The organism is Ruegeria sp. O6 (genome assembly GCF_056535045.1).
The window spans coordinates 80,450-106,186 of the sequence record NZ_JBQERM010000002.1; the positions used below are offsets into that span (position 1 = coordinate 80,450).

Sequence of the window (25,737 nt, forward strand, 5' to 3'; positions counted from 1 at the left end):
GCCTGCGGTGGCTTTTTGGCCGCGAGAATCAAAACCAAGAAATGCCGTGTTTGGCCCATCACGCTTCGGGGGTCATATCCGGCTTAGGAGAAGCGAAATGAAACTGAACGAATTGCGCGACAATCCTGGCGCCGCCCCGAAACGCACCCGCGTTGGCCGTGGTCCGGGCTCCGGCAAAGGTAAAATGGGTGGCCGTGGTATCAAAGGCCAGAAATCCCGCTCGGGTGTGGCCATCAACGGCTATGAAGGCGGTCAGATGCCCTTGTACCAGCGTCTGCCCAAGCGTGGCTTCAACAAGCCCAACCGCAAGGAATTCGCCGTCATCAACCTGGGCCTGATCCAGAAATTCGTCGAAGCCGGCAAGCTGGACGCCAACGCTGCGATCACCGAAGACGCTCTGGTTGCGTCCGGTCTGGTCCGCCGCAAGCTGGATGGTATTCGCGTTCTGGCCAAAGGCGAGATCAGCGCCAAGGTTGATCTGGAAGTGACCGGTGCGTCGAAAGCTGCTGTCGAGGCAGTTGAAAAAGCGGGCGGTTCACTGAAAGTCACAAAAGCCGCTGCGGCAGAGTAAGCGCTTGTGAGCGGGCAAAGACCCGCTTACATAGACTTCAGAGTTTTCCAAGACGCCGTCCGAGCCGGAAAACGGTTCCGGGCGGCGTTTGCATAAGAGAGACCGACTTTATGGTATCAGCAGCAGAACAAATGGCAGCCAACACAAGCTGGGCTGCCCTTGGCAAGGCCACCGATCTGCGCAACCGCATCCTGTTCACGCTGGGTTTGCTGATCGTCTATCGTCTGGGCACCTTCATTCCGGTGCCGGGGATCGACGGAGCAGCCTTGCGCGAGTTCATGGAACAGGCGGGGCAGGGCATCGGCGGCATGGTTTCGATGTTTACGGGCGGGGCGCTTGGCCGAATGGGCATCTTTGCCCTTGGCATCATGCCCTATATCTCGGCCTCGATCATCGTACAGCTGCTGACATCGATGGTTCCCGCGCTCGAACAGCTCAAGAAAGAGGGCGAGCAGGGCCGCAAGAAGATCAACCAATACACCCGTTTCGGCACCGTGGCACTGGCCACCGTGCAGGCCTACGGTCTGGCTGTGTCGCTGGAATCGGGCGATCTGGCGACCGATCCGGGCCTGTTCTTCCGCATGTCGACCATGATCACGCTGGTCGGCGGCACCATGTTCCTGATGTGGCTGGGTGAGCAGATCACCGCGCGCGGCATCGGCAACGGTATTTCTCTGATCATTTTCGTCGGCATCATCGCCGAGGTTCCCGCCGCCCTGGCGCAGTTCTTCGCGTCGGGCCGTTCGGGCGCAATCAGCCCCGCCGTGATTGTTGGCGTGATCGTGATGGTGATTGCCGTCATCATGTTCGTGGTCTTCATGGAACGGGCGCTGCGAAAGATCCATATCCAGTACCCACGCCGTCAGGCCGGGATGAAAATCTACGAAGGCGGCTCCAGCCACCTGCCGGTCAAGGTCAACCCCGCGGGCGTGATACCGGCGATCTTTGCCAGCTCGCTGCTGCTGCTGCCGGTGACGATCTCGACCTTCTCGTCGGGCGCTGCAAACGGGCCGGTCATGTCGTGGCTGCTGGCCAATTTCGGCCCCGGACAGCCGCTGTATCTGCTGTTCTTCGCGTCGATGATCGTGTTCTTTGCGTATTTCTACACGTTCAACGTGTCGTTCAAGCCGGATGATGTGGCGGACAACCTGAAAAAGCAGAACGGGTTCGTGCCCGGTATCCGCCCCGGCAAGAAAACCGCCGAGTATCTGGAATACGTGGTCAACCGCGTACTGGTGCTGGGGTCGGCCTATCTGGCTGCCGTCTGTCTGCTGCCTGAAATCCTGCGGGGCCAATTTGCCATCCCGTTCTATTTCGGTGGCACCTCGGTTCTGATTATCGTCTCCGTGACCATGGACACGATCCAGCAGGTTCAGAGCCATCTTCTGGCGCATCAATACGAAGGGCTTATCGAAAAGTCTCAACTGCGCGGCAAAAGCAAGAAACGCGGCAGGAAGGGACCCTCTCGTCGATGAATATCATTCTGTTGGGCCCCCCGGGGGCAGGGAAAGGAACGCAGGCGCGTCATCTGGTTGAAACACGCGGCATGGTGCAGCTCAGCACGGGCGACATGCTGCGCGAAGCCAAAACCTCGGGCACGGAGATGGGCCGGAAGGTTGCGGCGATCATGGATGCGGGCAAGCTGGTCACCGATGAAATCGTGATCGGCCTGATCGAAGAGAAACTGACCACCGAAACAGGCGCCGGTTTCATCTTTGACGGCTTTCCCCGAACGCTGGCGCAGGCCGATGCGCTGGCCGCTCTGCTGACCAAGCTGGGCCAGTCGCTGCACACCGTGATCGAGATGCGCGTTGATGACGACGCGCTGGTGGGCCGGATCACCGCACGCTCAACCTGCGGCGGATGTGGTGAAGTCTATAACGACAACACCAAGCCGATCCCGGCGGATGGCAAATGCACCAATTGCGGCAAGGAAAATGACTTCCAGCGCCGCGCCGATGACAACGAAGACAGCCTGCGCACGCGCCTGATGGAATACTACAAGAAGACGTCTCCGCTGATTGGCTATTACTACGCCAAGGGCGATCTGCGCCCCGTGAACGGGCTGGCGGATATCAAGGAAGTGACGGCCTCGATCGAGGCGATACTGGGTTGACCGAAAGTTGGGGCTTGACGGCCCCACCAAAAGCCCATATCGACCCCCATCCCTAAAGGGAATCAAGACCGCATGCGGGATTCGTCCCAAATGCCCCGACCACCTCGAATAATACTGGACCCTCTGGCGTCACTGCCACGGTAAAGTGTTGTGAAAAAAGGTTCCGGAGTTACGGAACCGCAACAAAAAGGAAAGTGACACGTGGCACGTATTGCCGGCGTAAACATCCCGACTGCAAAGCGGGTTCCAATCGCCCTCACATATATCACCGGTATCGGCAACACCTCGGCCAACGCAATCTGCGAAGCCGTGGGCATTGAAGCGCACCGCCGCGTCAATGAACTGTCGGATGCCGAAGTTCTGGCCATCCGCGAACATATCGACGCCAACTACACCGTCGAAGGTGACCTGCGTCGCGAAGTTCAGATGAACGTCAAGCGTCTGATGGACCTGGGCTGCTATCGCGGTCTGCGTCACCGCCGCAACCTGCCGGTTCGCGGTCAGCGTACCCACACCAACGCTCGTACCCGCAAAGGCCCCGCAAAGGCCATTGCCGGTAAGAAGAAATAAGGGAGGGTCTGACCGATGGCACGCGATAAGACTCGCATCAAGCGCAAAGAGCGCAAGAACATCGCATCGGGCGTTGCCCATGTGAACTCGACCTTCAACAACACCAAGATCCTGATCTCGGACGTACAGGGCAACGCCATCTCGTGGTCGTCTGCCGGTACCATGGGCTTCAAGGGATCGCGGAAATCTACCCCGTATGCCGCGCAGATGGCTGCGGAAGACGCAGGCAAGAAAGCGCAGGAACATGGCGTCAAGACGCTGGAAGTCGAAGTTCAGGGCCCCGGTTCGGGTCGTGAGTCGGCTCTGCGCGCACTGGCTGCCGTGGGCTTCAACATCACGTCGATCCGTGACGTGACCCCTATTGCTCACAACGGCTGCCGTCCGCCGAAGCGTCGTCGCGTCTAAGCGATCTGAAATTAAGCTGGGGCTGTGTTTTTACACGGCCCCAGCACGTCATTTTGAACCTCGGGCGTCTGCACCTTGTTGGTCATGGGGCGCGGGCAGGAATGGAGGGATTACATGATCCACAAGAATTGGGCAGAATTGATCAAGCCGACCCAGCTGGAAGCCAAGCCGGGCAACGACCCTGCGCGTCAGGCGACCCTGGTTGCCGAACCGCTGGAGCGTGGTTTTGGTCTGACCCTGGGCAACGCCCTGCGTCGCGTTTTGATGAGCTCGCTGCAAGGCGCGGCCATCACCAGCGTCCAGATCGACAACGTCCTGCACGAGTTCTCCTCGGTTGCGGGCGTGCGCGAAGACGTCACCGACATCATCCTGAACCTCAAGCAGGTTGCCCTGCGCATGGAAGTCGAAGGCCCCAAGCGCCTGTCGATCAATGCCAAAGGTCCGGCAATCGTTACCGCAGGTGACATCAGCGAAAGCGCAGGTATCGAGGTTCTGAACCGCGATCACGTCATCTGTCACCTGGACGACGGCGCCGACCTGTTCATGGAGCTGACCGTCAACACCGGTAAGGGTTACGTTTCGGCTGAAAAGAACAAGCCGGAAGATGCGCCCATCGGCCTGATCCCGATCGACGCGATCTATTCGCCGGTCAAGAAAGTCGCCTATGACGTGCAGCCGACCCGCGAAGGTCAGGTTCTGGACTATGACAAGCTGACCCTGAAGATCGACACCGACGGTTCGATCACCCCCGATGACGCACTGGCCTACGCCGCGCGCATCCTGCAGGATCAGCTGTCGATCTTCGTCAACTTCGACGAGCCGGAATCGGCAAACCGTCAGGACGAAGACGATGGTCTGGAGTTCAACCCGCTGCTGCTCAAGAAAGTGGACGAGCTGGAACTGTCGGTCCGTTCGGCAAACTGCCTGAAGAACGACAACATCGTCTATATCGGCGACCTGATCCAGAAGACCGAAGCCGAGATGCTGCGCACCCCGAACTTCGGCCGCAAGTCGCTGAACGAGATCAAGGAAGTGCTGTCCGGCATGGGTCTGCACCTCGGCATGGATGTCGAGGACTGGCCGCCCGACAACATCGAAGATCTGGCAAAGAAATTCGAAGACGCGTTCTAAGCATCTTCGGCTGCGGCGGCGGGGCCAACCTGCCGTCGCAGGTTTTGTACATTTCGGACCAATGGGGTCTGAAAGCCGGTACAAAACGTACAATCCGGGCAATCCCGCCCCAAGGTGAGCCTCTGACACGCATCGGAGGCCGGACAAAGCAAAACGCGAAAGAAGGAATTGAAAAATGCGTCACGCACGTGGTTACCGCCGCCTGAACCGTACTCATGAGCACCGCAAGGCTCTGTTTGCAAACATGGCTGGCTCGCTCATCGAACATGAGCAGATCAAGACAACTCTGCCCAAAGCAAAAGAACTGCGCCCGATCATCGAAAAACTGATCACCCTGGGCAAGCGCGGCGACCTGCACGCCCGCCGTCAGGCCGCAGCTCAGCTGAAAGAAGACAAAGACGTCGCCAAGCTGTTCGAAGTTCTGGGCCCCCGCTATGCTGAGCGTCAGGGCGGTTATGTCCGCATCCTGAAAGCCGGATTCCGCTATGGTGACATGGCTCCGATGGCGATCATCGAATTCGTCGATCGCGACATCGATGCCAAAGGCGCCGCGGACAAAGCCCGCGCTGCCGCCGAAGAGGCCGCAGCCGAAGAATAAGCACGACGGTCATCGACCTGATGCGCCTGCCCGAGCAATCGGGCGGGCTTTTTTGTGCCTCAGCTAACCAATTGCCTTCATTCGATTTGCGCCATAAGTTCAGGCTGTTATGGCAAGTGAACCCGCAGCAGGATACTCAGGCAAACCGCTCTGGTCGAAACTGGGTTTCAAACCCGGATATGCGGTCCGTACGCTCAACGCTCCTGCCCATTATCCCAACCTGACTGCAGGTGCCGACGGTGTTCTGTTCGACCCTGCAGCCGATCCTGCGGATGCGGTTCACATGTTCCTGAACCATCCGGACCAGATCGCCGAATTGGCCGCTGAGCAAATCGCCCACATACGGAGCGGAGGAATGCTGTGGGTCTCCTGGGCCAAGAAATCTTCGCCCCTGCACGCAGGTGTGACCGAGGATATGCTGCGCAGTGAAATCCTGCCGCTGGGCTGGGTCGACGTGAAGGTTTGCGCGATTGACGCCGATTGGTCCGGGCTCAAGTTCCTGCGCCGCCGAAGCTGAGCGCGCGGCTTGCATTTATTGCCTTTGCCCCGCATATCCCAAAGATAATCAAATCCGGAGCCCCCATGATCCGCGCATCCTTTATCTCTCTTATGCTTGTCATGGCCCTGCCAGCATTTGCCGAAACCCGCGTCCCGCAATCGCAGTCCGAAATCTCTCTGGGCTTTGCTCCGGTGGTCAAAAAGGCCTCGCCTGCGGTGGTGAATATCTACGCCAAGATCGTGCGGCAGGGGCGGGCCAGCCCGTTTTACTCGGACCCGTTCTTTCGGGATTTCTTTGGCGGCAGCCTGGGAACGCCGCAGCCGCGGGTTCAGAACTCGCTGGGCTCCGGGGTCATCCTGTCTGAAGATGGCTACGTTGTGTCCAACTACCATGTTGTAGGCTCGGCGACCGAAATCAGGGTCGTGACAACCGACCGGCGCGAGTTTTCTGCCACAGTCGTACTGGGGCACGAAGAAAGCGACATTGCGATTCTGCGTCTGGAAGAGGCGCAAGACCTGCCCTACCTGACCCTGCGCGATTCCGATCAGGTCGAGGTTGGCGAACTGGCCCTTGCCATCGGCAACCCGTTCGGGGTGGGGCAAACGGTGTCCTCTGGTATCATCTCGGGCTTGGCGCGCACAGGTACTGCGACAGGCAATGCACGCGGGTATTTCATTCAGACAGATGCAGCGATCAACCCGGGCAACTCCGGTGGTGCGCTGATTGATGTGAACGGGGACCTTATCGGGATCAACACCTCTATTCTAACACGCTCGGGCGGGTCGAATGGCATCGGTTTTGCCATCCCCGCAAATCTTGTGGCCGAGTTTCTGAAACAGGCCCAGCAGGGCAATGACAGTTTTATCAGCCCCTGGGCAGGCATGACCGGTCAACATATGAGCGCGGATATTGCTGAATCCCTTGGTCTTGCCATCCCGCTGGGTGTTGTCATCTCGGACCTTCATGACCTTAGCCCGCTGCGCGAGGCGGGGCTTAAGGTGGGGGACGTCGTGACCCATGTGGACGGGGACGAAGTGAACTCGCCTGCCGAGATGAAGTTTCGCATGTCTGTCGCAGGGGTTGGGGGAACATCGGTTCTGACACGGCTGCGTGGCACCCAGAGCGAAGAGGTTGAGGTGGCACTGATCAAAGCGCCCGAAGTCCCGGCGGCTGAAGAGACGACATTGGATGAAGACACTGTCCTGCCGGGGCTGGTGGTGTCCCGCGTCAACCCTTCGGTGATCTCTGACATGGGCTTGCCACTGTCCCAGACAGGTGTCGTTGTTGTTGATCCCGGCCCCTATGGTGGACGCGCGGGTTTGCGATCGGGGGATATTCTTGAAAGCATCAATTCCAATGACATCGAACGTCCTGGGGATGTAGAGAATGCGCTGACAGATCCGGGTCGTCGTGTGCAGATGGGTCTTCTGCGCGGTGGCCGGTCAGTCTCATTGCGGTTCCGGCTGTAACCCGTGAGCGATCTGTTCGATACCGGGCCAACGGAACCCACCGCTGCGCCACACCGTCCCCTGGCGGACCGGTTGCGCCCGCAGACTCTTGCCGAGGTCATCGGTCAGGAACAGGTTCTTGGCCCGAATGCGCCGCTGGGGGTCATGCTGGCGTCGGGCAGTCTGTCCAGCCTGATCTTCTGGGGGCCGCCCGGTGTCGGAAAGACGACGATCGCACGGTTGCTGGCGCAGGAAACCGATCTGCATTTCGTTCAGATCAGTGCGATTTTCACCGGTGTGCCGGATTTGAAGAAGGTTTTCGAAGCGGCCAAGATCAGGCGTCAGAATGGGCAGGGGACCTTGCTGTTCGTGGACGAGATTCACCGCTTCAACAAGGCACAGCAGGACGGTTTTCTGCCGCATATGGAGGACGGCACGATCCTTCTTGTCGGGGCAACGACCGAGAACCCGTCCTTTGAGCTGAACGCCGCGGTTCTCAGCCGGTCGCAGGTTCTGGTGCTGGAACGGCTTGGCCTTTCCGATCTTGAACGCCTGACCCAGCGCGCCGAAAAAGAGCTGGACCGCGCGCTGCCGTTGACACCCGCAGCCCGCGATGCGTTGCAGGAAATGGCCGATGGTGACGGGCGGGCGTTGCTGAACCTGATCGAACAGGTCTCGGCCTGGAAGGTGGATGCGCCACTGGACACGGACGCGCTGTCGACGCGGCTGATGCGGCGGGCGGCGAAATATGACAAGTCGGGCGATGAACATTACAACCTGATTTCAGCCCTGCACAAATCGGTGCGCGGGTCCGACCCGGACGCGGCGCTGTACTGGTTTGCGCGAATGCTGACAGGGGGCGAAGACCCGCGCTATCTGGCGCGTCGGATCACACGGATGGCGGTCGAGGATATCGGTCTGGCCGACCCGCAGGCGCAGGCCATCTGCCTGCAATCCTGGGAAACGTATGAGCGGCTCGGCTCTCCCGAAGGTGAGCTGGCGCTGGCGCAGGCGCTGGTCTATCTGGCCCTGGCCCCGAAATCCAACGGTGCTTATGTCGGCTATAAGGCAGCGATGCGGCTGGCCAAGCAATCAGGCAGCGAGCCACCACCCAAACATATCCTGAATGCCCCCACATCACTGATGAAGGATCAGGGATATGGTGCTGGCTATGCGTATGACCATGACGCCGAAGACGGGTTTTCCGGTCAGAACTATTTTCCCGAAACGATGAAACGCCCGGTTTTGTATCAACCGGTCGAGCGCGGGTTCGAGCGTGAGCTGAAAAAGCGCCTCGATTACTTCGCCAAGCTTCGGACCCAGCGCAACAGCTAGGCTGGCTGGGAATGTATTGACCGCGCCGAGAAGTGGCGGGTGGCGCTGAGCCCCCACGAACGCCAAAGGTTCCTGTCTGATACCTTGACTCTTGCCGCGTTGCGCGCGAGAGACCCCCATGATTTCTGGGACACGGACAAAGACGCAATCCGGGCGGATCACCCGCGCGGCGCAAGGGGCAATGGCATGAGTGGCGTACAGATGATTACAGTCGCTGAAGGGGACGGCGATCAGCGTGTGGACCGCTGGTTGCGCCGCCTGTTCCCGCATGTCAGCCAGGGCCGCATCGAAAAGATGTGCCGCAAGGGAGAACTGCGTGTGGATGGCAGCCGGGCCAAGGCCTCGACCCGATTGGAGGTCGGGCAGGTGGTTCGTGTGCCGCCATTGCCGGGGCCTGATCACAAACCGGTTGAGGTCAAGCATCGTATCTCGGATGCGGATGCCAAGATGATCCAGTCCTGCGTGATCTACAGTGATGATCACATTCTGGCCCTGAACAAGCCGCAGGGCCTGCCGGTACAGGGCGGCAGCGGGCAGACCCGGCATGTCGACAGCCTGTCCGAGGCGTTGCGGTTTGGGTATGACGAAAACCCGCGTCTGGTTCACCGCCTGGACAAGGATACGTCAGGTGTTCTGCTGCTGGCCCGCACGCGCGAAGCCGCGAAGGGGCTGACAGCCGCTTTCCGTCACCGCGACACGCGCAAGATTTACTGGGCGCTGGTTGCAGGTGTTCCCACGCCATATCTGGGTGAAATCAAGACGGGTCTTGTGAAAGCAGCCGGTCATGGCGCCCACGGCGAGGGTGAAAAGATGATCCCCGTCCATATGAACGAGATCGACAGCACCCCCGGTGCGAAACGGGCACATACTCATTATGCGACCCTCTACCGCGTGGCCGGACGCGCCGCTTGGGTGGCGATGGAGCCAATCACGGGCCGCACCCACCAACTGCGCGCGCATATGGCAGCGATCGGGCATCCGATCATTGGCGACGGCAAATACGGTGGCTCGGGGCAGGAAAACCTGGGTGATGGCTGGGGCGCACAATTGGGTGGGATCATCAGCAAAAAGCTGCATCTGCACGCGCGGCGACTGTCATTCCTGCATCCGATCACGCGCAAACCAGTGACCGTGACAGCGCCCTTGCCGGAACATATGAAACACAGCTGGGACACCTTTGGCTGGACCGAAGATCTGGCCGCAGACGACCCGTTTGAGGCGCTGCAATGAGAGCACCCCTGCGGTTGGTTCTGTTTGATGTCGATGGCACTCTGGTCGACAGTCAGGGCAGTATCGTTCACGCCATGACCACCAGCTTTCAGGCCGCGTCGGTACCTGTACCGACGCGAGAGGTGATCCTGTCCATTGTCGGATTGTCCCTGCCACATGCCATCGCACGATTGGTGCCGGACCAACCTTCCTCGGTACAGAACGATCTCGTTGAAGGGTACAAGGAAGCTTATCACGCGCATCGCTTGGATTTGGGCGCTGCCAGCTCTCCGCTCTATCCCGGCGCGCGAGAGGCGATTGAAGCCTTGCACGCCGTACCCGAAGTGCTTCTTGGGGTGGCAACCGGCAAATCCAAGCGCGGACTTGATGCGTTGATCGAAGTGCATGGGCTTGAGCGCTACTTCGTCACCCGGCAGGTCGCCGACCACCATCCGTCGAAACCGCATCCTTCCATGGTGCAGGCCGCGTTGGCCGAGACCGGAGTCGAATCCGACTGCGCGGTGATGGTCGGCGATACAAGCTATGACATGGACATGGCTGCCGCTGCCGGGGTGCGCGGCATCGGCGTGGCATGGGGGTACCATGATCGGTCTGCTTTGACCTCGGCCTTCTGCGTGATTGAGACCTTTGACCAGTTGCCCACTGCGCTGGCCGGGATATGGAACTGAAACATGAGTGACTGGAAACCGAAACGCGTCTGGAAAGAAAGCCGGATTACCGAGGTCGACGGCGGGTTTACGGTTGAACTGGATGGCCGCCGCGTCAAGACCCCTGCCAAAGCGGCGTTGATCCTGCCGACCCGCGCCATGGCCGAAGCGGTTGCGTCAGAATGGGATGCCCAGCAGAAAGAGGTAGATCCGTCGACGATGCCATGCACCCGTTCGGCGAATGCGGCAATCGACAAGGTTCGGTCCCAGCACGGGGAAGTTGCCGATATGCTTGCGGATTACGGCGATTCTGATCTGCTGTGCTATCGAGCGACACATCCAACAGAGTTGCAGGAACGTCAAAGCGCCGAATGGGATCCGGCACTGGACTGGGCCGAGGCTGCGCTGTCTGCTCGCTTGCAGCCGGTTATAGGTGTGTTGCACAAGCCGCAATCTGCCGCTGCCCTGTCGGCGCTGCGTGCTCGCGTCCATGCGCTGGATGCGTTTCAACTGGCGGCGTTCCACGATCTGGTCAGCTTGTCAGGGTCATTGATTCTCGGGTTTGCGGCGGCCATGGATTGGCGCGAACCGGCCGAAATATGGCGCATTTCGAGGCTGGACGAAACCTGGCAGATCGAACAATGGGGTCACGATGACGAGGCCCATGCGGTTGCCGAAACGAAGAAAGCCGCATTTCTGCATGCTAAACGCTTCTTTGATATGTCGGTTTGATCCTTATTTTCCGATTTTTGGCCAAATGTTCAAATTGGTTGGGGTCTGATCCATCGTTTTCGATGATCCGACCCTTGACGTTTGTTTATGAATACGCCCAAACTCAGTGCCACTAAAGGGGAGACACCTTTGGAGTAACCTATCCGGCATCCACTTGCCGGGCAGAGCCGCCTCTGATGGGGCGGGAAATCAGGAAGAGGTAAAAATGAAAAAATCCGTAATCTTGGGCGCGGCAACGATTGCCGGTCTTGCTGCTGGCGCAGCCGTGGCAGGGACCGTTGACGACGTTAAAGCGCGCGGCAAGCTGAACTGTGGTGTGACCACCGGTCTGGTTGGCTTTGCTGCTCCTGACGCCAATGGCGAATGGCAGGGCTTTGACGTATCTCTGTGCCGTGCCGTTGCTGCTGCTGTTCTGGGCGATGCAAGCGCGGTAGAATTCGTTCCGACCACCGGTAAGACACGTTTTACCGCTCTGGCCTCGGGCGAGATCGACATGCTGGCGCGGAACACCACCTGGACCTTCAGCCGCGACGTCGACCTGAAGTTCGAATTCACCGGTGTGAACTACTATGACGGTCAGGGCTTTATGGTTCCCAAGGCACTGGGCGTAAGCTCGGCCAAGGAACTGGACGGCGCAACCGTTTGTATCCAGACCGGCACCACAACCGAGCTGAACCTGGCGGACTTCTTCCGTTCGAACAACATCAGCTACGAACCGGTTCCGATCGAAACCAACGCCGAAGCACAGCAGCAGTACCTGGCTGGCGCATGTGACGTTTACACCACCGACGCTTCGGGTCTGGCGGCAACCCGCGCCACATTCGAAAACCCCGGTGATCACATCCTGCTGCCTGAAATCATCTCGAAAGAGCCGCTGGGCCCGCTGGTCCGTCACGGCGACCACGAGTGGGGCGACGTTGTGCGCTGGACTCTGAACGCGCTGATCTCGGCTGAAGAACTGGGCGTAACCTCGGCCAATATCGATGAACTGGCCGCTGGCACCGAAAACCCCGAAATCAACCGCCTGCTGGGTACCGAAGGCACCCTGGGCGAGATGCTGGGTCTGAACGCTGACTGGGCAGCCAAGGCGATCAAAGCCGGCGGCAACTATGGCGAAGTGTTTGCCAAGAACATCGGTGAAGAAACCCCGATTGGTCTGGCACGCGGCCTGAACGCACAGTGGACCGAAGGCGGCCTGCTGTACTCGCCGCCGTTCCGCTAATATCGACGGAGAAGGGCGCAGGGCAACCTGCGCCCTTTTTCCATCCATAAGAATCACGCCCGTACGGTTTTGAGCAGGGATCAACTCTGCCGACATATTTACGGGATGCACGGGGATATACATAGGTCATGACGACTCTCACTGACCCGCCGAAGGAGCAGTTCCGGCTGTCCATGCTCCTTTATGATACGCGGTACCGATCTGCGACCATCCAGGTCATTGCAATGATTGGTTTTATGCTTCTGGCAGCCTGGATCATCTCCAATACCATCCAAAACCTCGAAGCGCTTGGAAAACCGGTTGAGTTCGGCTTTTTCGCAGAACCGGCCAGTTACGATATCAACCAGCGCTTGCTTGAATACGATTCGCGCGACAGTCACTTGCGCGCGGCCTTTATCGGCTTGCTGAACACGCTGGTTGTGGCGGTTCTTGGTTGTATCACAGCAACGATAGTCGGTGTTTTGGTTGGTGTTCTGCGCCTGTCCAACAACTGGCTGGTTGCGCGGATCATGACCGTCTATGTCGAGATGTTCCGCAACGTACCTGTGCTGCTGTGGATCGTTCTGGCCATGGCCATTCTGATCGAAAGCCTGCCAGCACCAAGGGCGTTCCGCGGAGAAAACCCAGAAGCCACGATGAATCTGTTCGATTCTGTCGCGGTGACCAATCGCGGGGTCTATATCCCGGAGTTCCTGTTCTCGCGCAGCCTGGGTGATATACACATCTTCGGTGCGTCGAGCCTGCGGTTCGATATCTCGCTGGACCTGATCGCCATTCTGATCGTGCTTGGTGGCAGCATCTTTGCGATGCGCAAGGTGTCCGCCTGGGCACAAGCCAAGCAAGAGGCATCCGGTGATCGTCCGACTATCTGGCACATCCAGCTGGGTATTCTGTTTGTGCCGATGATTGTCCTTCTCACCATCCTGGGGTTTCACCTTGGTTTCCCTGAGCTGAAAGGCTTCAACTTTACCGGCGGCACACATTTGCGTAACTCGTTGATCGCGCTGTGGCTGGCCTTGTCGCTTTACACGGCGGCCTTCATCGCCGAGATCGTTCGTGCGGGTATCCTGGCCATCTCAAAAGGCCAAACCGAAGCCGCATCGGCGCTGGGTCTGCGCCCGGGCCGGACCATGCGCCTTGTGATCCTGCCGCAGGCATTGCGGGTGATCATTCCGCCCATGATCTCGAACTACCTGAACCTGACCAAGAACTCGTCACTGGCGATCGCGGTCGGATATATGGACATCACGGGGACCCTTGGCGGCATCACCATGAACCAGACCGGTCGCGAGCTGGAATGTGTTCTGCTGTTGATGCTGGTCTATCTGTCCATCTCGCTGAGCATCTCAGGGGTGATGAACTGGTACAACAACCGTGTAAAACTGGTGGAGCGGTAATATGAGTGATGTTTCATTTGTCCGCACGGAAATGCTGCCCGAGCAGGCACCGCCTGCTTCCGAGGTCGGTGCGCTGGGATGGGTCAAGCACAACCTGTTCTCAAGTTGGTTTAACACGATCCTGACGGTGGTTTCGCTTTATGCGATCTACTACGTGCTGTCAGGTGTTCTGCCATGGATTTTCCAGTCCGTGTGGAATGCCGACTCTCTCAACGAGTGCCGCGAGATCATGATGGCCACCTGGGGGTCGACCCATGGGCACGCCTGCTGGGCGGTTATCAATGACCGATGGTTACAGTTGCTGTTCGGCTTCTATCCAAGCCATCTGTACTGGAGACCGATCCTTGCGCTGGTTCTGTTGCTGGTCGCATTGGCGCCGGTTCTGTATTCGGACCGCGTCCCAACCAAGATGCTGATCTTCACGGCAATCTACCCGTTCCTGATGCCGTTCCTGATGTGGGGCGGAACCATCTGGGGGCCAATCTCGGCCGCGCTTGGGTTTGTCGTCGGTTGGTTTGCGTATTCGGTTCTCAGCAAACAGGTGAGTGAACTGGTGGGTATGATCGGTGCGGTCGTTGCCGCAGTGATCTGGTGGCTGGTGCTATCCAGCTATTTCACGGGCGCGATGGACTCGGTTCTGCCGATTGGCATCGAAGCTGTTGAAAGCCGTCAGTTCGGTGGTTTCATGCTGGCGATCCTGCTGGGCGTTGTGGCCATTGGTGTCTCACTTCCGATCGGTATCGTTCTGGCGCTAGGGCGTCAGTCGGACCTGCTGATCGTCAAATACCTGTGCGTGGGCTTTATCGAGTTCATTCGCGGTGTGCCGCTGATCACCTTGTTGTTCGTGGCGTCGCTGCTTCTGAACCTGTTCCTGCCACCGGGCACCAACTTTGACATCATCCTGCGGGTGATGATCATGATGACCCTGTTCTCGGCGGCCTACATGGCCGAGGTGATCCGGGGTGGTCTGGCTGCCCTGCCACGAGGACAGTACGAAGGCGCCGACAGTCTGGGCCTGAATTACTGGCAGGCGCAAAGGCTGATCATCATGCCACAAGCCCTGAAAATCTCAATTCCGGGCATCGTGAGCACATTCATCGGGATCTTCAAGGATACGACGCTGGTGTCGATTATCGGGTTGTTCGACGTGATCGGATTGGCATCTGCTATCCGCGCCGACACAGCCTGGAACGGCATCTATTGGGAACTGTTCGCGTTCATCGCGTTCCTGTTCTTCATCGTCTGCTTCTCTATGTCCCGTTATTCCATGTATCTGGAGCGCAAGCTTCAGACTGGCCACCGTTAAGGAGTTCAACACATGTCTGAACTTGCAATTGACCGCGAAATCGACCGTTCCAAAATGCAGGTGAGCGACGAGGTCGCCATCGAAATCACCAACATGAACAAGTGGTACGGTTCCTTTCACGTGCTGCGCGACATCAATCTGACCGTCAATCAGGGCGAGCGGATTGTTATTGCGGGTCCGTCCGGGTCAGGGAAATCTACTCTGATCCGCTGCCTGAACGCGCTGGAGGAACACCAGCAGGGCACGATCATCGTGGATGGGACCGAGCTGTCGAATGACCTCAAGAACATCGACAAGATCCGGTCCGAGGTTGGCATGGTGTTCCAGCACTTCAACCTGTTCCCGCACCTGACCATTTTGGAGAACTGCACGCTGGCCCCGATCTGGGTGCGCAAGACGCCCAAGAAAGAGGCCGAAGAGCGCGCGATGCATTTCCTTGAAAAGGTGAAAATCCCCGAGCAGGCCGACAAGTATCCTGGTCAGCTTTCGGGTGGTCAGCAGCAGCGTGTGGCAATTGCCCGCTCGCTGTGCATGATGCCGCGGATCATGTTGTTCGATGAACCGACATCGGCGTTGGACCCCGAGATGATCAAAGAGGTGCTCGACACCATGATCGAGCTGGCCGAAGAAGGCATGACCATGCTGTGCGTGACGCACGAGATGGGCTTTGCCCGTCAGGTTGCCAACCGTGTGATCTTTATGGATGCGGGCCAGATCGTGGAACAGAACGAACCGGAAGAGTTCTTCAATAATCCGCAAAGCGAGCGGACCAAACTGTTCCTCAGCCAGATTCTGGGACACTGAACGGCTCAAAATGGTGGAAAGGCGGGGTTTTGCCCCGCCTTTTTCTATTCCAGCAACTCTCGCGCGGTGGTGAAGCCCAGCACGGTGCCCATATGCCATCGCACGTCCGACCAGCTGTCGGCGTTGAATGTCATCACAGTGGTTGCACAAGTCGGATAATCGAAAAAGCGCATGTGATCCGGTGGCCGTTGCACAAGGCGGTTGGCGAATTCGGCGATTCCGGGGTTATGACCCAGCATCAACACAGTCGGCTCCGTAGCGCTAGCCAACGCGCGCAACATGTCTTCGGCGTCGGCGTGGTAGAGCGCATTGTGAAAGCGGACCTTATCGGCCGCTAACCCCATCCGGTCCCATGTCTCGCGGGTGCGGGTTGACGTCGAGCTTAGCACTTCATCCGGCAGCCAGCCGCTATCGCGCAGCCATGCACCAATGGCCGGGGCTGACCTGCGCCCGCGCTTGCTCAGGGGGCGTTCATGATCGCCAAGTCCTGGGTTATCCCAGCTGGATTTGGCGTGACGCGTCAGGATCAAAGTGCGGGTCATGACGGGTGAAAAGCCCTCATATGATGGGCTGATTGTTCGGGGTCGCGCCCTGCGCCCGCGCTGAGCGGGCAGGCGAGGCGGGCCAGACAGCCGCCTGTCATGCAGGTTTGACCCTCAGTGGTATCAAGATGGTCGTGGCAGGCTGCAAGGTCATAGAAGTTTTGCGCGTTCAGCGCGCCGACAGGGCAGGCCGTCGTGCACGGGGCGGCGCAGGTGTCACAGGGGGAAACGCTAGACGCCTCAGGGATAGCAAGCTCATGGGCGAAATGCAGTGCGCCGCGATATGAGATCATCATACCGACTGTGTCATGTACCAAAGCCCCCACCGGGCTGCTGAAGGTACGTCCCGATTTCAGGGCCCAGTCGATGAAAGGCGCATAGGGCGGACCACCAAAGGGGAAATAGGCCTGTGCACCGAACGCACGTGCCATCTGGCCAACGACTCTGGTTGACCAGCGGTCTACTGGATCAGGCCCCTGCCATTCCGGCGAGGCTTTCAGAGCAGGCCAGAAATCAGGACCCGCGCCCAGCAAGACCAGCGTGCCAGTGTCAAGTTGCCGGGCCGCCACGCGATGAGGATGCAGCGCACCCATGACAATCAACCCCGCCTGACGCGCCGCGTGTTCTACGCGGCCATAGGTTGCCGCATCCGGAACTGAGGAAGGTTGCGCAAGCTCTGTCATCTTCCCTCGGCTGTTGCTGCGATCAGTCTGGCCGTATCAGCGACCCGGCGCCATGTTCCGTGAACAGTTCAAGCAGAACCGCATTTGGCGCGCGCCCGTCAAGTATCACGACGGCCCGAACGCCGCTGTGCAGGGCATCGAGGGCAGTTTCGGTCTTGGGGATCATGCCACCTGCGATGGTGCCTTCGCGGGTCATCTCGCGAATCTGGCCGGCTTTCAGCTCGGTCACCACATCGCCTGCCGCGTTCTTGACGCCCGAGACATCTGTCAGCAGCAGAAGGCGGTCTGCTTTTAGTGCCGAGGCTATCGCCCCGGCCGCCGTATCGCCGTTCACGTTGAACGTTTCGCCCTCACGGCCCGCGCCCAGAGGGGCGATAACCGGGATCACATCATGTGAGAACAGATCATGCAGGATTTTCGGGTTCATCTCGGACGGGGTGCCGACATAACCCAGAGACGCATCCGTCTGGTCGCAGATCATCAGGTTTGCATCCTTGCCCGACAAACCCACGGCCGAGCCGCCCTGACCATTGATCGCCTGAACGATGCGCTTGTTCACCAGGCCAGACAGAACCATCTCGACAACTTCGACGGTTGCCGTGTCGGTCACGCGCTTGCCGTTCACAAAGTCGGACTGGATATCAAGCTTGTTCAGCATCGCGTTGATCATCGGACCACCGCCATGCACGACAACCGGGTTCACGCCGACCTGCCGCATCAAGACGACATCGCGGGCAAAGCTCTCCATCGCCTCGTCACTGCCCATGGCATGCCCGCCCAGCTTTATGACGACGATGGCCCCATCATAGCGCTGCAGATAGGGCAATGCGCTGTTCAGGGTTGCTGCGGTGGCGATCCAGTCCCGGTTCATGTCACGTGTCTTCATTGCTAGGGTCCCTCTGACCGTCCGTGTTAGGGCCTTTGCACCGCGCTGCCAAGGGCGAAGCTATTCCAGATGCGCAATGATCGAGCGCAGGGTCGGAATCCCGTCGCCTTTTTCGGACGAGGTCAGGACGATTTCCGGGAATGCTGCGGGATGTTTGGACAAAGCCGCACGGGTTTGTTCCAGAACCTTCTCGCGCTCGTTGGCCTTGACCTTGTCGGCCTTAGTAAGGACGCATTGAAAGGTCACGGCACTGGTATCCAGCAATTTCATGATTTCAGCGTCGACCGGTTTTACCCCGTGTCGCGCGTCGATCAGGACAAAGGCACGGCGCAGTGTCTGACGACCGCTCAGGTATTGCTTGAGAAGCTTCTGCCATTTTTCAACCACGTTAACCGGTGCATTGGCATACCCATAGCCCGGCAGGTCCACCAGATAGAGGTCTGGGCCTTGCGTGAAGAAGTTGATTTCTTGCGTGCGGCCAGGTGTGTTCGAGGCACGCGCCAGACCCTTGGTTCCGGTTAGCGCGTTGATCAGGCTGGATTTGCCGACATTCGAGCGCCCGGCAAAGCAAACCTCCAACCGGTCAGGGGCGGGCAGGCCCGTCATGGCGACCACGCCTTTGATAAATTCAGACGGGCCGGCAAACAGTTTGCGACCGCGTTCTTTGGCGAAGTCATCCGGCTCTTCGGCCAGCGGAAACGGAAGCGTGGTCATAGCAACTCCAGCGTATCATTCAGGCGGATTTCACCACCCTGAATGACTTCTGCATAGACACCGAAATCCTGATGATCCCAGCTGTTCAGCGCGCCCAGAGTATCCGCGTCGCGTTCGCCGGTTTCCGGATTTGCAGTGGTGGCCAGACAGCGAATGATACGCTCGCGAACCCGGAGTACGGTTTCGCCAATGCGAAGGTCACGGCCCAGCCAGTCGAATTCATCCCACTCAGGCAGGCCTTCGAACCAGATGTTTCCCCGCCACCGTGCCGCAGATAAAGACTGGCCCAGCTTTTGTTCAACAGCGCGATGAGAGGCCATGTTGCACAGGCTGATTGACGGGAAATCGGTATCGGTCATGCCGCGCCCGGGCACCCGGACAATTCGGGCGGACGCAGCGCGATCCGAGGGCATAAGCGGTTTTACCCAGTTCAGGAAAACCGAGTGCTCCGTGTCGGGGTGAAAGCTCAGATCCGGGCGGTCCGGGTGGCGCAACGTGACCTGCTCGCCGTCCAGTTTCGCCCAAATCGCCATAAGCTTGGGGGCTTTTGAACCGCGGCTGAAATTTACACATGGGGCCCATTCCGTTCCGTCGGTCTTGGCCGCTTCATGGGCAACGGCCCAAACGCGATCCCCGGGCATGGTCTGCCCGGGGTTGAGGGTAATCTGGCTCAGGGCTTCGCGCCCATGGCTTTTGATCGGGTGACGCCAAAGGCCTGAAACTGTTCCGCTCATTTCTTGTCCGTGTTCGGCAATCGCTTAAATCCGGATTTGATGTTTCCGAACACATCCGGCGTATACCCCTGACTACGCATGATCAGATATTGCTGCGTAAATGTGATCGTGTTGTTCGCAATCCAGTACACGACCAGACCGCTGGCAAAGCCGCCCAGCATGAACATGAAGACCCACGGCATCCACGCGAAGATCATCGCTTGTGTGGCATCGGTTGGTGCCGGGTTCAGTTTCTGTTGCAGCCACATCGAGATCCCCAGCAGCAGCGGCAGAATACCGATAAAGATCAGCGCCATCAGGGTGTCCGGCTGCGGGCCAGCCCAGGGCAGCAAGCCAAAGAGGTTCATGATCGAGGTCGGGTCAGGTGCGCTCAGGTCCCTGAACGGGCCGAACCACGGTGCCTGACGCAGTTCGATCGTGACGAAGATCACCTTGTACAGTGAAAAGAAGATCGGGATCTGTAACAGGATCGGCAAACAACCGGCAGCGGGGTTCACCTTTTCCTTCTTGTACAGCTCCATCATGCCCTGCTGCATCTTCTGACGATCGTCGCCCGCGGCTTCCTTCAGGGCTTCCATCTGCGGCTGCAGTTCCTTCATCTTCGCCATCGAGACGTAGGATTTGAAGGCCAGCGGGAACAGGATTGCCTTGATGATCAGCGTCAGGCCGATAATGGACCAACCCATATTGCCGATCAGTGCATGAATGTTGTGCAGCAGCCAGAAAATCGGCTTGGTCAGGAAGAAGAACCAGCCCCAGTCGATGCTGTCGATGAATTTCTGCACACCGTCAGCCTGGTATTCGCGGATGGTCTCCCACTCTTTTGCACCCGCAAACAGCTGGGTTGTCACCTGCTCGGTCGCACCCGGTGCCACGGTCAGCGTCGGAAGTACCGTTTCTGTCTGGTAAATCTTGCGACGCGAGTCGTATTTGGCAGCCGCCTTGAACGCAGAACCGGGTTCCGGGATCAGCGTGGTCATCCAGAAGTGATCAGTGAACCCGATCCAGCCGTTTTCCTTGACCTGAAACACCTCGGCCTGAGCGCGCTCGTCCGGGTCGATATCGAAATCACGAACGTCGCCATAGTCCACTTCGGTCAGAGTGCCGTCGGCCATACCGATCACACCCTCATGCAGAATGAAGAAGTTCTTCAGGTCCGGCAGGTCCCCGTCTTCGCCAATGCCGTGGCGCGCAAGAATGCCATAAGGTGCCAATCCAATTTCAACCCCGGTGGCGTTTTCGACAGATTGCGTGACCGTGAACATGTAGTTCTCGTCAACCGCGATGGTGCGGCGGAACGTCAGTCCATTGCCGTTTTCCCAGGCCAGCGTCACAGGTGTGTCAACACCCAGGGTTTCGCCCTGCTCAAGCGTCCAGATGGTATTTGGTCCGGGAACATCTGCACCGGTCAGGCCCGCGCCAGGAGCCCAGCCATAGAGGGCGTAATAGGCGGATTGCGATCCGACTGGCGACAACAACTCGACAATCGGAGAATCCTCGGCCAGCGAGACCTTGTAGTCTTTCAATGACAGCTCGTCGATCCGACCGCCAGCAAGCGACAGGCTACCGGTCAGGCGGGGCGTGTCGATATTGATGCGGGGCGCTTCGGCCTCGGGTTCAGCTTCGGCAGCTGCCGCAGTTGCCTCTCCGACAGTACTGGTGTCGGCCGCACTGGGCGTCTGAACCTCACTGCCTTCGACGCTGGTTACTTCAGCCTGATCCGGGGTTGTCGTCTGTTCCGGAGGGGGGAACAGCACGAACCAGACCAGGATCACGATAAAGCTGAGCGCGGTTGCGAGGATAAGGTTCTTGTTCTGATCGTCCATCGGGGACAGCCACCTTGAGCAGTGAAAGACACCCGCAGGGTTCAACAGAGTGCAGACCCAAAGGTCAAGCGGAATCGCCCGTCATTTCGTCACGGAGGGGTCTTCTTTACCGCGATTTCCGGTTCCCTACCGCGTTTTCCGCCCGATTTTGGGAACACCGTCGACCTTGTTGCGGTAAGACGTGATCCAATCCTTGGTTTTTTCGAATGGCATGGGCTTGCCGATGCCAAATCCCTGAACATGATCGCAACCCAGTTGGGCCATCAAAGCGTGCTCACCCGGCGTTTCGACACCTTCGGCCAGAGTTTCCAGATGCAAACGTTCTGCCATCATCAGAATGGCGCTGGCAAGCTGTTGCTGGCTTGGGTCCAGATCCGCTTTGGCAACAAAAGACCTGTCGATCTTGATGCGCGATACGTTGAACCGTTTGATAGAACCGATCGAGGCATGTCCTGTCCCGAAATCGTCCAGATCAATACAGCACCCCATTGCGGCAAGCCCGGTGACGTTGCGGGTTATGACATCGTCGGGCCGTCTGGAGAACACGGTCTCCAACACCTCGACCGCCAACCTGTCAGGGGTCAGATCGAATTGATCCAGTTCCCATTTCAGACGGTCGATCAGGCCCGGATTGCGCAGTTCGTCAGATGAAAAGTTGATCCCGATGCGCGGCACCGACAGCATGGACCGATCCCAGTCGCGCATTGCGGAAAAGGAATGATGCCGCATGGCCTGACCCAACCGGTCCATCAGTTCGGCCTGTTCGGCAAAGGGCAGGAACACATTGGGGGCAAGAACCCCTTTTTTCGGATGTTCCCAGCGGGCCAGAGCTTCAAACCCGCTGATACGCCCGGTATCGGTTGAGATCTGGGGTTGAAACCATGGACGGATCTCACCGCTGTCCAGCGCCGCTTCGAATTCTTTGCGCAAGTTGATCCTGACCTGTGCCCGTCTGCGCGTCTGAGAGGAAAAAGCGCGAATCGTGGATGGCCCGTTTTGTTGTGCCTCCAAAAGGGCGTTATTTGCGGCCTCCTGCCAATCGATTGCAGAGCCGTCAGTGATATTGCTGCTCAGGCAAAAGCCGATGGAACAGGACATATACACGCCGGTACCATTCAGCATGATGGGATCTTCTACGGCGTTTTGCATACGGCCCGACATCTGAATACAAGCTTCCAAATCCAGTTGCCGTGCCGGGTGCAGAACAACCATCATCCTGTTTCCACCCATCCGGGTTGCGCAATCATTTGAGCGGATCATGGACAAAACGCGCGAGCAGAATTGCTGTGCAACGTGGTTTGCCGCCGCCTGTCCGTGCAGATCAAGCAATTGCGTAAAGTCATCCAGAACCACCGCGAAACAGGCCGAGTTTTCCCCCTTCAGGCGGGCGTCGGCAAATACCTTCTCCAAAACTGTTTCAAACTGGTCCTTTGACAGCAGACCGCCTGGACGCCAAAGCCCCTTACGCGACGGATTGGCTGCGAACGCATTGATGCCTGCGACGATCAGAGGCAAAATCAGGGCCAGTGCAACCAGGGCCTGTTCACCCCCAATCCAGAATGCACTCAGACAAAGCGCCGGAACAAAGGCCAGCGCGGCTGGGCCGCCCAGAACGGTTTTCAACGAATGGACAAAACGGTCGGTAAGGGGATGGTTCCGCATCAGCTTTCTGGCCTTGGGCATGATCTGCACAAGGCAAAGCCTATGAAACCAGTCTGAGTCAGTCGTTAACGCAGAAGCGGAATCTCTTCCAAATTCCCGGAATTTTCGTTGGAATTTAGCGAAAGGTTAATGAAATCAAATAGCTTTCCATCCAGAAGGTGCGATGGCCGCGCATTTGTTAACGCTCGGAACATAACCTGTCGCCGACCCGGGCTGTTCTTTTCCCATTGATCCAGAATCTGTTTGACCTGCTGGCGCTGCAACCCATCCTGACTGCCGCACAGGTCACAGGGAATGATCGGGTATTGCATCGCCTTTGCAAATTTCTCGCAATCGGCTTCGGCGACATGGGCGAGCGGGCGGAATACAAAAAGATCGCCTTCTTCGTTCACCAGTTTCGGCGGCATCGTGGCAAGACGACCGCCGTGGAACAGGTTCATAAAAAACGTCTCAAGGATATCGTCGCGGTGGTGCCCCAGAACGACCGCCGAGCATCCCTCCTCGCGCGCGATGCGATAGAGGTTGCCACGGCGCAAACGGGAACACAGGGCGCAAAAGGTCCGGCCCTGCGGGACCTTGTCCATCACAACGGAATATGTGTCCTGATATTCGACCCGATGCGGTACGTCCATTCGACCCAGAAACTCGGGCAGGACCGTGGCCGGAAAGCCCGGCTGGCCCTGATCCAGATTGCAGGCCAGCAGATCGACAGGCAACAGGCCCCGCCATTTGAGCTCGTAGAGAACGGCCAGCAATGTATAGCTGTCCTTGCCACCCGAAAGACAGACCAGCCAGCGGGGTGGCTTGCCATCCTTGTCGTGGGCGGACGGATCCACCATCCCGTATTGCTCGATCGCTTCACGGGTCTGGCGCACAATACGTTTGCGCAGCTTCTTGAACTCGGTTGTCGAGGGCGCGCCGGCAAACAGGGGGTGGATATCGTCTGCATCATCAAACATGCGCCGTGGTTACAGTGGACCGAAGGCCCGGGCAAGGCGTAGAAGCAGGATCAACCGCGTTTGGAGCGTAGTTGCACCCGTGTTACCCTGCGCGTATTTTTCAGGAGGTATATTATGGACTACTTCTTTTCGGTCCGCGCCCGCAGCGGCGATCACTATTCAAACAAGATGGGTGCCGCGCGATATCTGGCTATTCCGGGAAATGTCGGGCAACCGGCACGGCAGCATGAAATACCGCAGTCTCAATGGATAAGCCGGATTCAGGCCGAAGCCGGGGCGACGGCTACCGAGAATGGGCATATTGTCGTCTTCGTGCACGGGTTCAATACCGAGCAATATCAGATGCTGGAACGTCACCGCAAAATACGCACCGGTCTCGAGGCGCATGGCTTTAACGGTGTGGTCATCAGCTATGATTGGCCAAGCGATGGATCGGTTCTGGGCTATAACGTTGACCGGGCTGACGCGCGGCGTGCGGCAGAAAAATTGTTCAGTCACGGGATCACGCGGCTGTCCAGGATGCAGACCGCGGATTGCCGGTATAACGTCCATGTTCTGGCGCATTCCATGGGCACGTTCTTGGTGCGCGAAGCCATGGATTATGCCGATGACGACCATGAAACCGCGCAACACAGCTGGATGACCAGTCAGATCGCGTTTGTCGCGGCGGATGTATCCGCGAAATCGTTCCGTGACGGCAGTTCCAAGACGTCCTCTCTGATGCGACGTTGTACCAGGCTGACATGCTATTACAGCCCCTTTGACGAGGTTTTGTCGATTTCAGAGGTCAAGCGTGTCGGAGTATCGCGCCGACTGGGCCGTGTCGGAATGCCAAACGACCGGCCTGAGAAAGCGGTCAATCTGTATTGCGGGTCCCATTTCAAGAATACCCGCGATGAATACGGGGATGGGCCTTCGGCGACACACAATTGGTATTTTGATTCGCCTCGGTTTTTCGAAGACTTGCACCATACGTTGATGGGGAAACTGGACCGAGAGGTCATTCCGACCCGCAGCTTCACCGACCGCGGCAACCTGGCGTTGATTTAAGGGTCGGAATTGTCGGGCACCGGATCGTAACCGTCACCGCCCCAGGGGTGGCATCGGCATATCCGGTGTGCAGCCAGCCACGATCCCCGGATCGCGCCATGTTTTTCCAATGCTTCCAGTGCATAGGCCGAGCATGTGGGCTGATAGCGGCAGTTGAAACCAACCCAGGGGCTGAAAATCAGCCGGTACGCGCGAACGGGCAGGGCGACGATATGGGACAGAAAGGTCATTTGCGATCCGCATGCACTTTGCGAAGCGCATACCGCAAGTCGCTCAGCAGGACGTCATAAGGAAGATCGGCGGTTACATCAGCCCGCCCGATCAGCACATAGTCCCAACCTTCAAGACCAGACACAGGCAAGACGGCCCGTGCGACTTCTCTCAGGCGGCGCTTGGCACGATTGCGGGCCACGGCGTTGCCGACTTTCTTTGAGCAGGTAAAGCCAACGCGCAGCCCCACCGCTTCATCCGGAGCGCGTCTGCGGGCCTGCACCATCATCGAAGACGTTCCCTGCCTGCGCGCGCGGGCGGCTTTCAGGAAATCGGCTCTTTTTTTCAGGATCGTCAGGGATGTGGGTAGACAAACAGAAGCCGCCGGGGGCGTATTCCCGGGGTGGTTCTTACCATCCTCAGGGGCCTCCGGCGGCGTCATGTTCATACCCTGATCGGT

General features: G+C 58.5%; 28 protein-coding genes. 18 read left to right on the plus strand and 10 right to left on the minus strand.

The features are described from left to right. Positions 1 to 97 precede the first annotated feature (97 nt). From rplO to ACR0DY_RS03700, 17 genes are all read left to right on the plus strand, one after another. Positions 98 to 571: a 50S ribosomal protein L15 gene (gene rplO / locus ACR0DY_RS03620; protein ID WP_480484771.1), complete on the plus strand. Its 474-nt coding sequence runs from the start codon at positions 98 to 100 to the stop codon at positions 569 to 571. Between the two features lie 110 nt (positions 572 to 681). Beyond that, positions 682 to 2,046, plus strand: a complete 1,365-nt coding sequence (gene secY / locus ACR0DY_RS03625; RefSeq protein ID WP_209505860.1) for a preprotein translocase subunit SecY — start codon at positions 682 to 684, stop codon at positions 2,044 to 2,046. Next, positions 2,043 to 2,687: an adenylate kinase gene (locus tag ACR0DY_RS03630; RefSeq protein ID WP_209505861.1), complete on the plus strand. Its 645-nt coding sequence runs from the start codon at positions 2,043 to 2,045 to the stop codon at positions 2,685 to 2,687. Before secY ends, ACR0DY_RS03630 begins: the two co-directional genes overlap by 4 nt. Positions 2,688 to 2,888: 201 nt before the next feature. Beyond that, positions 2,889 to 3,257 carry a 30S ribosomal protein S13 gene (gene rpsM / locus ACR0DY_RS03635; RefSeq protein ID WP_209505862.1) on the plus strand — a complete coding sequence of 123 codons (369 nt, stop codon included), beginning with the start codon at positions 2,889 to 2,891 and terminating at the stop codon, positions 3,255 to 3,257. Between the two features lie 15 nt (positions 3,258 to 3,272). Then, entirely contained in the window at positions 3,273 to 3,662 is a 390-nt protein-coding gene (gene rpsK, locus ACR0DY_RS03640) for a 30S ribosomal protein S11 (protein WP_170462414.1), read from the plus strand. Between the two features lie 114 nt (positions 3,663 to 3,776). Then, on the plus strand, positions 3,777 to 4,793 hold the full coding sequence (locus ACR0DY_RS03645; protein ID WP_480474044.1) for a DNA-directed RNA polymerase subunit alpha: 1,017 nt from the start codon (positions 3,777 to 3,779) through the stop codon (positions 4,791 to 4,793). Positions 4,794 to 4,968: 175 nt separating this feature from the next. Next, positions 4,969 to 5,391: a 50S ribosomal protein L17 gene (gene rplQ / locus ACR0DY_RS03650; protein WP_480474043.1), complete on the plus strand. Its 423-nt coding sequence runs from the start codon at positions 4,969 to 4,971 to the stop codon at positions 5,389 to 5,391. A gap of 109 nt (positions 5,392 to 5,500) precedes the next feature. Continuing rightward, positions 5,501 to 5,908, plus strand: a complete 408-nt coding sequence (locus ACR0DY_RS03655) for a hypothetical protein (RefSeq protein WP_480487313.1) — start codon at positions 5,501 to 5,503, stop codon at positions 5,906 to 5,908. Between the two features lie 65 nt (positions 5,909 to 5,973). After that, positions 5,974 to 7,359: a trypsin-like peptidase domain-containing protein gene (locus tag ACR0DY_RS03660; protein ID WP_480547317.1), complete on the plus strand. Its 1,386-nt coding sequence runs from the start codon at positions 5,974 to 5,976 to the stop codon at positions 7,357 to 7,359. 3 nt (positions 7,360 to 7,362) lie between these two features. Further along, complete coding sequence (locus ACR0DY_RS03665) at positions 7,363 to 8,673, plus strand: replication-associated recombination protein A (protein WP_480547315.1); 1,311 nt, start codon at positions 7,363 to 7,365, stop codon at positions 8,671 to 8,673. A 186-nt stretch (positions 8,674 to 8,859) separates the two neighbouring features. Next, positions 8,860 to 9,903, plus strand: coding sequence for an RluA family pseudouridine synthase (locus tag ACR0DY_RS03670; RefSeq protein WP_480487339.1), 1,044 nt, complete (start codon positions 8,860 to 8,862; stop codon positions 9,901 to 9,903). Beyond that, positions 9,900 to 10,571 (plus strand): HAD-IA family hydrolase, encoded by a 672-nt coding sequence (locus ACR0DY_RS03675; protein ID WP_480547314.1) that lies wholly within the window; start codon positions 9,900 to 9,902, stop codon positions 10,569 to 10,571. The genes ACR0DY_RS03670 and ACR0DY_RS03675 overlap by 4 nt, the downstream gene beginning before the upstream one ends. A gap of 3 nt (positions 10,572 to 10,574) precedes the next feature. Continuing rightward, entirely contained in the window at positions 10,575 to 11,282 is a 708-nt protein-coding gene (locus ACR0DY_RS03680) for an ATP12 family chaperone protein (RefSeq protein ID WP_480897818.1), read from the plus strand. Positions 11,283 to 11,487: 205 nt separating this feature from the next. Further along, the gene (locus tag ACR0DY_RS03685) at positions 11,488 to 12,504 is read left to right on the plus strand and encodes an amino acid ABC transporter substrate-binding protein (RefSeq protein ID WP_480474036.1); all 1,017 of its coding nucleotides are present in this window, start codon (positions 11,488 to 11,490) and stop codon (positions 12,502 to 12,504) included. 128 nt (positions 12,505 to 12,632) lie between these two features. Then, a complete protein-coding gene (locus tag ACR0DY_RS03690) occupies positions 12,633 to 13,901 on the plus strand; it encodes an amino acid ABC transporter permease (protein ID WP_480474035.1) in 1,269 nt (422 codons plus the stop codon). A gap of 1 nt (position 13,902) precedes the next feature. Continuing rightward, complete coding sequence (locus ACR0DY_RS03695; protein WP_480547313.1) at positions 13,903 to 15,207, plus strand: amino acid ABC transporter permease; 1,305 nt, start codon at positions 13,903 to 13,905, stop codon at positions 15,205 to 15,207. A 12-nt stretch (positions 15,208 to 15,219) separates the two neighbouring features. Then, positions 15,220 to 16,011 (plus strand): amino acid ABC transporter ATP-binding protein, encoded by a 792-nt coding sequence (locus ACR0DY_RS03700; RefSeq protein WP_480484762.1) that lies wholly within the window; start codon positions 15,220 to 15,222, stop codon positions 16,009 to 16,011. A gap of 44 nt (positions 16,012 to 16,055) precedes the next feature. On the opposite strand, the gene ACR0DY_RS03705 is transcribed toward ACR0DY_RS03700, so the two are convergent. The 8 genes from ACR0DY_RS03705 to ttcA all read right to left on the minus strand — a co-directional run bounded on the left by ACR0DY_RS03705 (position 16,056) and on the right by ttcA (position 24,017). Continuing rightward, positions 16,056 to 16,553 (minus strand): SixA phosphatase family protein, encoded by a 498-nt coding sequence (locus ACR0DY_RS03705; RefSeq protein WP_480897820.1) that lies wholly within the window; start codon positions 16,551 to 16,553, stop codon positions 16,056 to 16,058. Next, the gene (locus tag ACR0DY_RS03710; RefSeq protein WP_480897822.1) at positions 16,550 to 17,236 is read right to left on the minus strand and encodes a ferredoxin; all 687 of its coding nucleotides are present in this window, start codon (positions 17,234 to 17,236) and stop codon (positions 16,550 to 16,552) included. Before ACR0DY_RS03710 ends, ACR0DY_RS03705 begins: the two co-directional genes overlap by 4 nt. 22 nt (positions 17,237 to 17,258) lie before the next feature. Further along, positions 17,259 to 18,122 (minus strand): acetylglutamate kinase, encoded by an 864-nt coding sequence (gene argB, locus ACR0DY_RS03715; RefSeq protein WP_267363778.1) that lies wholly within the window; start codon positions 18,120 to 18,122, stop codon positions 17,259 to 17,261. Positions 18,123 to 18,182: 60 nt separating this feature from the next. Then, complete coding sequence (gene yihA / locus ACR0DY_RS03720) at positions 18,183 to 18,836, minus strand: ribosome biogenesis GTP-binding protein YihA/YsxC (protein WP_480474029.1); 654 nt, start codon at positions 18,834 to 18,836, stop codon at positions 18,183 to 18,185. Then, on the minus strand, positions 18,833 to 19,570 hold the full coding sequence (locus ACR0DY_RS03725; RefSeq protein WP_480897824.1) for an MOSC domain-containing protein: 738 nt from the start codon (positions 19,568 to 19,570) through the stop codon (positions 18,833 to 18,835). Before ACR0DY_RS03725 ends, yihA begins: the two co-directional genes overlap by 4 nt. Beyond that, positions 19,567 to 21,396, minus strand: a complete 1,830-nt coding sequence (yidC, locus tag ACR0DY_RS03730) for a membrane protein insertase YidC (RefSeq protein WP_480897825.1) — start codon at positions 21,394 to 21,396, stop codon at positions 19,567 to 19,569. Before yidC ends, ACR0DY_RS03725 begins: the two co-directional genes overlap by 4 nt. Before the next feature lie 126 nt (positions 21,397 to 21,522). Continuing rightward, the gene (locus ACR0DY_RS03735; protein WP_480487301.1) at positions 21,523 to 23,058 is read right to left on the minus strand and encodes a putative bifunctional diguanylate cyclase/phosphodiesterase; all 1,536 of its coding nucleotides are present in this window, start codon (positions 23,056 to 23,058) and stop codon (positions 21,523 to 21,525) included. Between the two features lie 65 nt (positions 23,059 to 23,123). Beyond that, a complete protein-coding gene (ttcA, locus tag ACR0DY_RS03740) occupies positions 23,124 to 24,017 on the minus strand; it encodes a tRNA 2-thiocytidine(32) synthetase TtcA (protein WP_480484755.1) in 894 nt (297 codons plus the stop codon). Between the two features lie 114 nt (positions 24,018 to 24,131). Between ttcA and ACR0DY_RS03745 the strand changes: the two genes are divergently transcribed. Beyond that, positions 24,132 to 25,067, plus strand: a complete 936-nt coding sequence (locus ACR0DY_RS03745; RefSeq protein WP_480484754.1) for an alpha/beta fold hydrolase — start codon at positions 24,132 to 24,134, stop codon at positions 25,065 to 25,067. On the opposite strand, the gene yidD is transcribed toward ACR0DY_RS03745, so the two are convergent. Continuing rightward, positions 25,064 to 25,297: a membrane protein insertion efficiency factor YidD gene (gene yidD, locus ACR0DY_RS03750; RefSeq protein ID WP_480484753.1), complete on the minus strand. Its 234-nt coding sequence runs from the start codon at positions 25,295 to 25,297 to the stop codon at positions 25,064 to 25,066. The two genes, ACR0DY_RS03745 and yidD, sit on opposite strands and share 4 nt — an antisense overlap. Further along, positions 25,294 to 25,719: a ribonuclease P protein component gene (gene rnpA / locus ACR0DY_RS03755; RefSeq protein ID WP_267366122.1), complete on the minus strand. Its 426-nt coding sequence runs from the start codon at positions 25,717 to 25,719 to the stop codon at positions 25,294 to 25,296. Before rnpA ends, yidD begins: the two co-directional genes overlap by 4 nt. Positions 25,720 to 25,737: the final 18 nt, after the last annotated feature.

What these genes read in the sequence shown, in the direction of transcription:
- rplO (WP_480484771.1), top strand. Translation starts at nt 98, where the DNA reads ATGAAACTGAACGAATTGCGCGACAATCCTGGCGCCGCCCCGAAACGC.
- secY (WP_209505860.1), top strand. Translation starts at nt 682, where the DNA reads ATGGTATCAGCAGCAGAACAAATGGCAGCCAACACAAGCTGGGCTGCC.
- ACR0DY_RS03630 (WP_209505861.1), top strand. Translation starts at nt 2,043, where the DNA reads ATGAATATCATTCTGTTGGGCCCCCCGGGGGCAGGGAAAGGAACGCAG.
- rpsK (WP_170462414.1), top strand. Translation starts at nt 3,273, where the DNA reads ATGGCACGCGATAAGACTCGCATCAAGCGCAAAGAGCGCAAGAACATC.
- ACR0DY_RS03645 (WP_480474044.1), top strand. Translation starts at nt 3,777, where the DNA reads ATGATCCACAAGAATTGGGCAGAATTGATCAAGCCGACCCAGCTGGAA.
- rplQ (WP_480474043.1), top strand. Translation starts at nt 4,969, where the DNA reads ATGCGTCACGCACGTGGTTACCGCCGCCTGAACCGTACTCATGAGCAC.
- ACR0DY_RS03655 (WP_480487313.1), top strand. Translation starts at nt 5,501, where the DNA reads ATGGCAAGTGAACCCGCAGCAGGATACTCAGGCAAACCGCTCTGGTCG.
- ACR0DY_RS03660 (WP_480547317.1), top strand. Translation starts at nt 5,974, where the DNA reads ATGATCCGCGCATCCTTTATCTCTCTTATGCTTGTCATGGCCCTGCCA.
- ACR0DY_RS03670 (WP_480487339.1), top strand. Translation starts at nt 8,860, where the DNA reads ATGAGTGGCGTACAGATGATTACAGTCGCTGAAGGGGACGGCGATCAG.
- ACR0DY_RS03675 (WP_480547314.1), top strand. Translation starts at nt 9,900, where the DNA reads ATGAGAGCACCCCTGCGGTTGGTTCTGTTTGATGTCGATGGCACTCTG.
- ACR0DY_RS03680 (WP_480897818.1), top strand. Translation starts at nt 10,575, where the DNA reads ATGAGTGACTGGAAACCGAAACGCGTCTGGAAAGAAAGCCGGATTACC.
- ACR0DY_RS03685 (WP_480474036.1), top strand. Translation starts at nt 11,488, where the DNA reads ATGAAAAAATCCGTAATCTTGGGCGCGGCAACGATTGCCGGTCTTGCT.
- ACR0DY_RS03690 (WP_480474035.1), top strand. Translation starts at nt 12,633, where the DNA reads ATGACGACTCTCACTGACCCGCCGAAGGAGCAGTTCCGGCTGTCCATG.
- ACR0DY_RS03695 (WP_480547313.1), top strand. Translation starts at nt 13,903, where the DNA reads ATGAGTGATGTTTCATTTGTCCGCACGGAAATGCTGCCCGAGCAGGCA.
- ACR0DY_RS03700 (WP_480484762.1), top strand. Translation starts at nt 15,220, where the DNA reads ATGTCTGAACTTGCAATTGACCGCGAAATCGACCGTTCCAAAATGCAG.
- ACR0DY_RS03705 (WP_480897820.1), bottom strand. Translation starts at nt 16,553, where the DNA reads ATGACCCGCACTTTGATCCTGACGCGTCACGCCAAATCCAGCTGGGAT.
- ACR0DY_RS03710 (WP_480897822.1), bottom strand. Translation starts at nt 17,236, where the DNA reads ATGACAGAGCTTGCGCAACCTTCCTCAGTTCCGGATGCGGCAACCTAT.
- argB (WP_267363778.1), bottom strand. Translation starts at nt 18,122, where the DNA reads ATGAAGACACGTGACATGAACCGGGACTGGATCGCCACCGCAGCAACC.
- yihA (WP_480474029.1), bottom strand. Translation starts at nt 18,836, where the DNA reads ATGACCACGCTTCCGTTTCCGCTGGCCGAAGAGCCGGATGACTTCGCC.
- ACR0DY_RS03725 (WP_480897824.1), bottom strand. Translation starts at nt 19,570, where the DNA reads ATGAGCGGAACAGTTTCAGGCCTTTGGCGTCACCCGATCAAAAGCCAT.
- yidC (WP_480897825.1), bottom strand. Translation starts at nt 21,396, where the DNA reads ATGGACGATCAGAACAAGAACCTTATCCTCGCAACCGCGCTCAGCTTT.
- ACR0DY_RS03735 (WP_480487301.1), bottom strand. Translation starts at nt 23,058, where the DNA reads ATGCGGAACCATCCCCTTACCGACCGTTTTGTCCATTCGTTGAAAACC.
- ttcA (WP_480484755.1), bottom strand. Translation starts at nt 24,017, where the DNA reads ATGTTTGATGATGCAGACGATATCCACCCCCTGTTTGCCGGCGCGCCC.
- ACR0DY_RS03745 (WP_480484754.1), top strand. Translation starts at nt 24,132, where the DNA reads ATGGACTACTTCTTTTCGGTCCGCGCCCGCAGCGGCGATCACTATTCA.
- yidD (WP_480484753.1), bottom strand. Translation starts at nt 25,297, where the DNA reads ATGACCTTTCTGTCCCATATCGTCGCCCTGCCCGTTCGCGCGTACCGG.
- rnpA (WP_267366122.1), bottom strand. Translation starts at nt 25,719, where the DNA reads ATGACGCCGCCGGAGGCCCCTGAGGATGGTAAGAACCACCCCGGGAAT.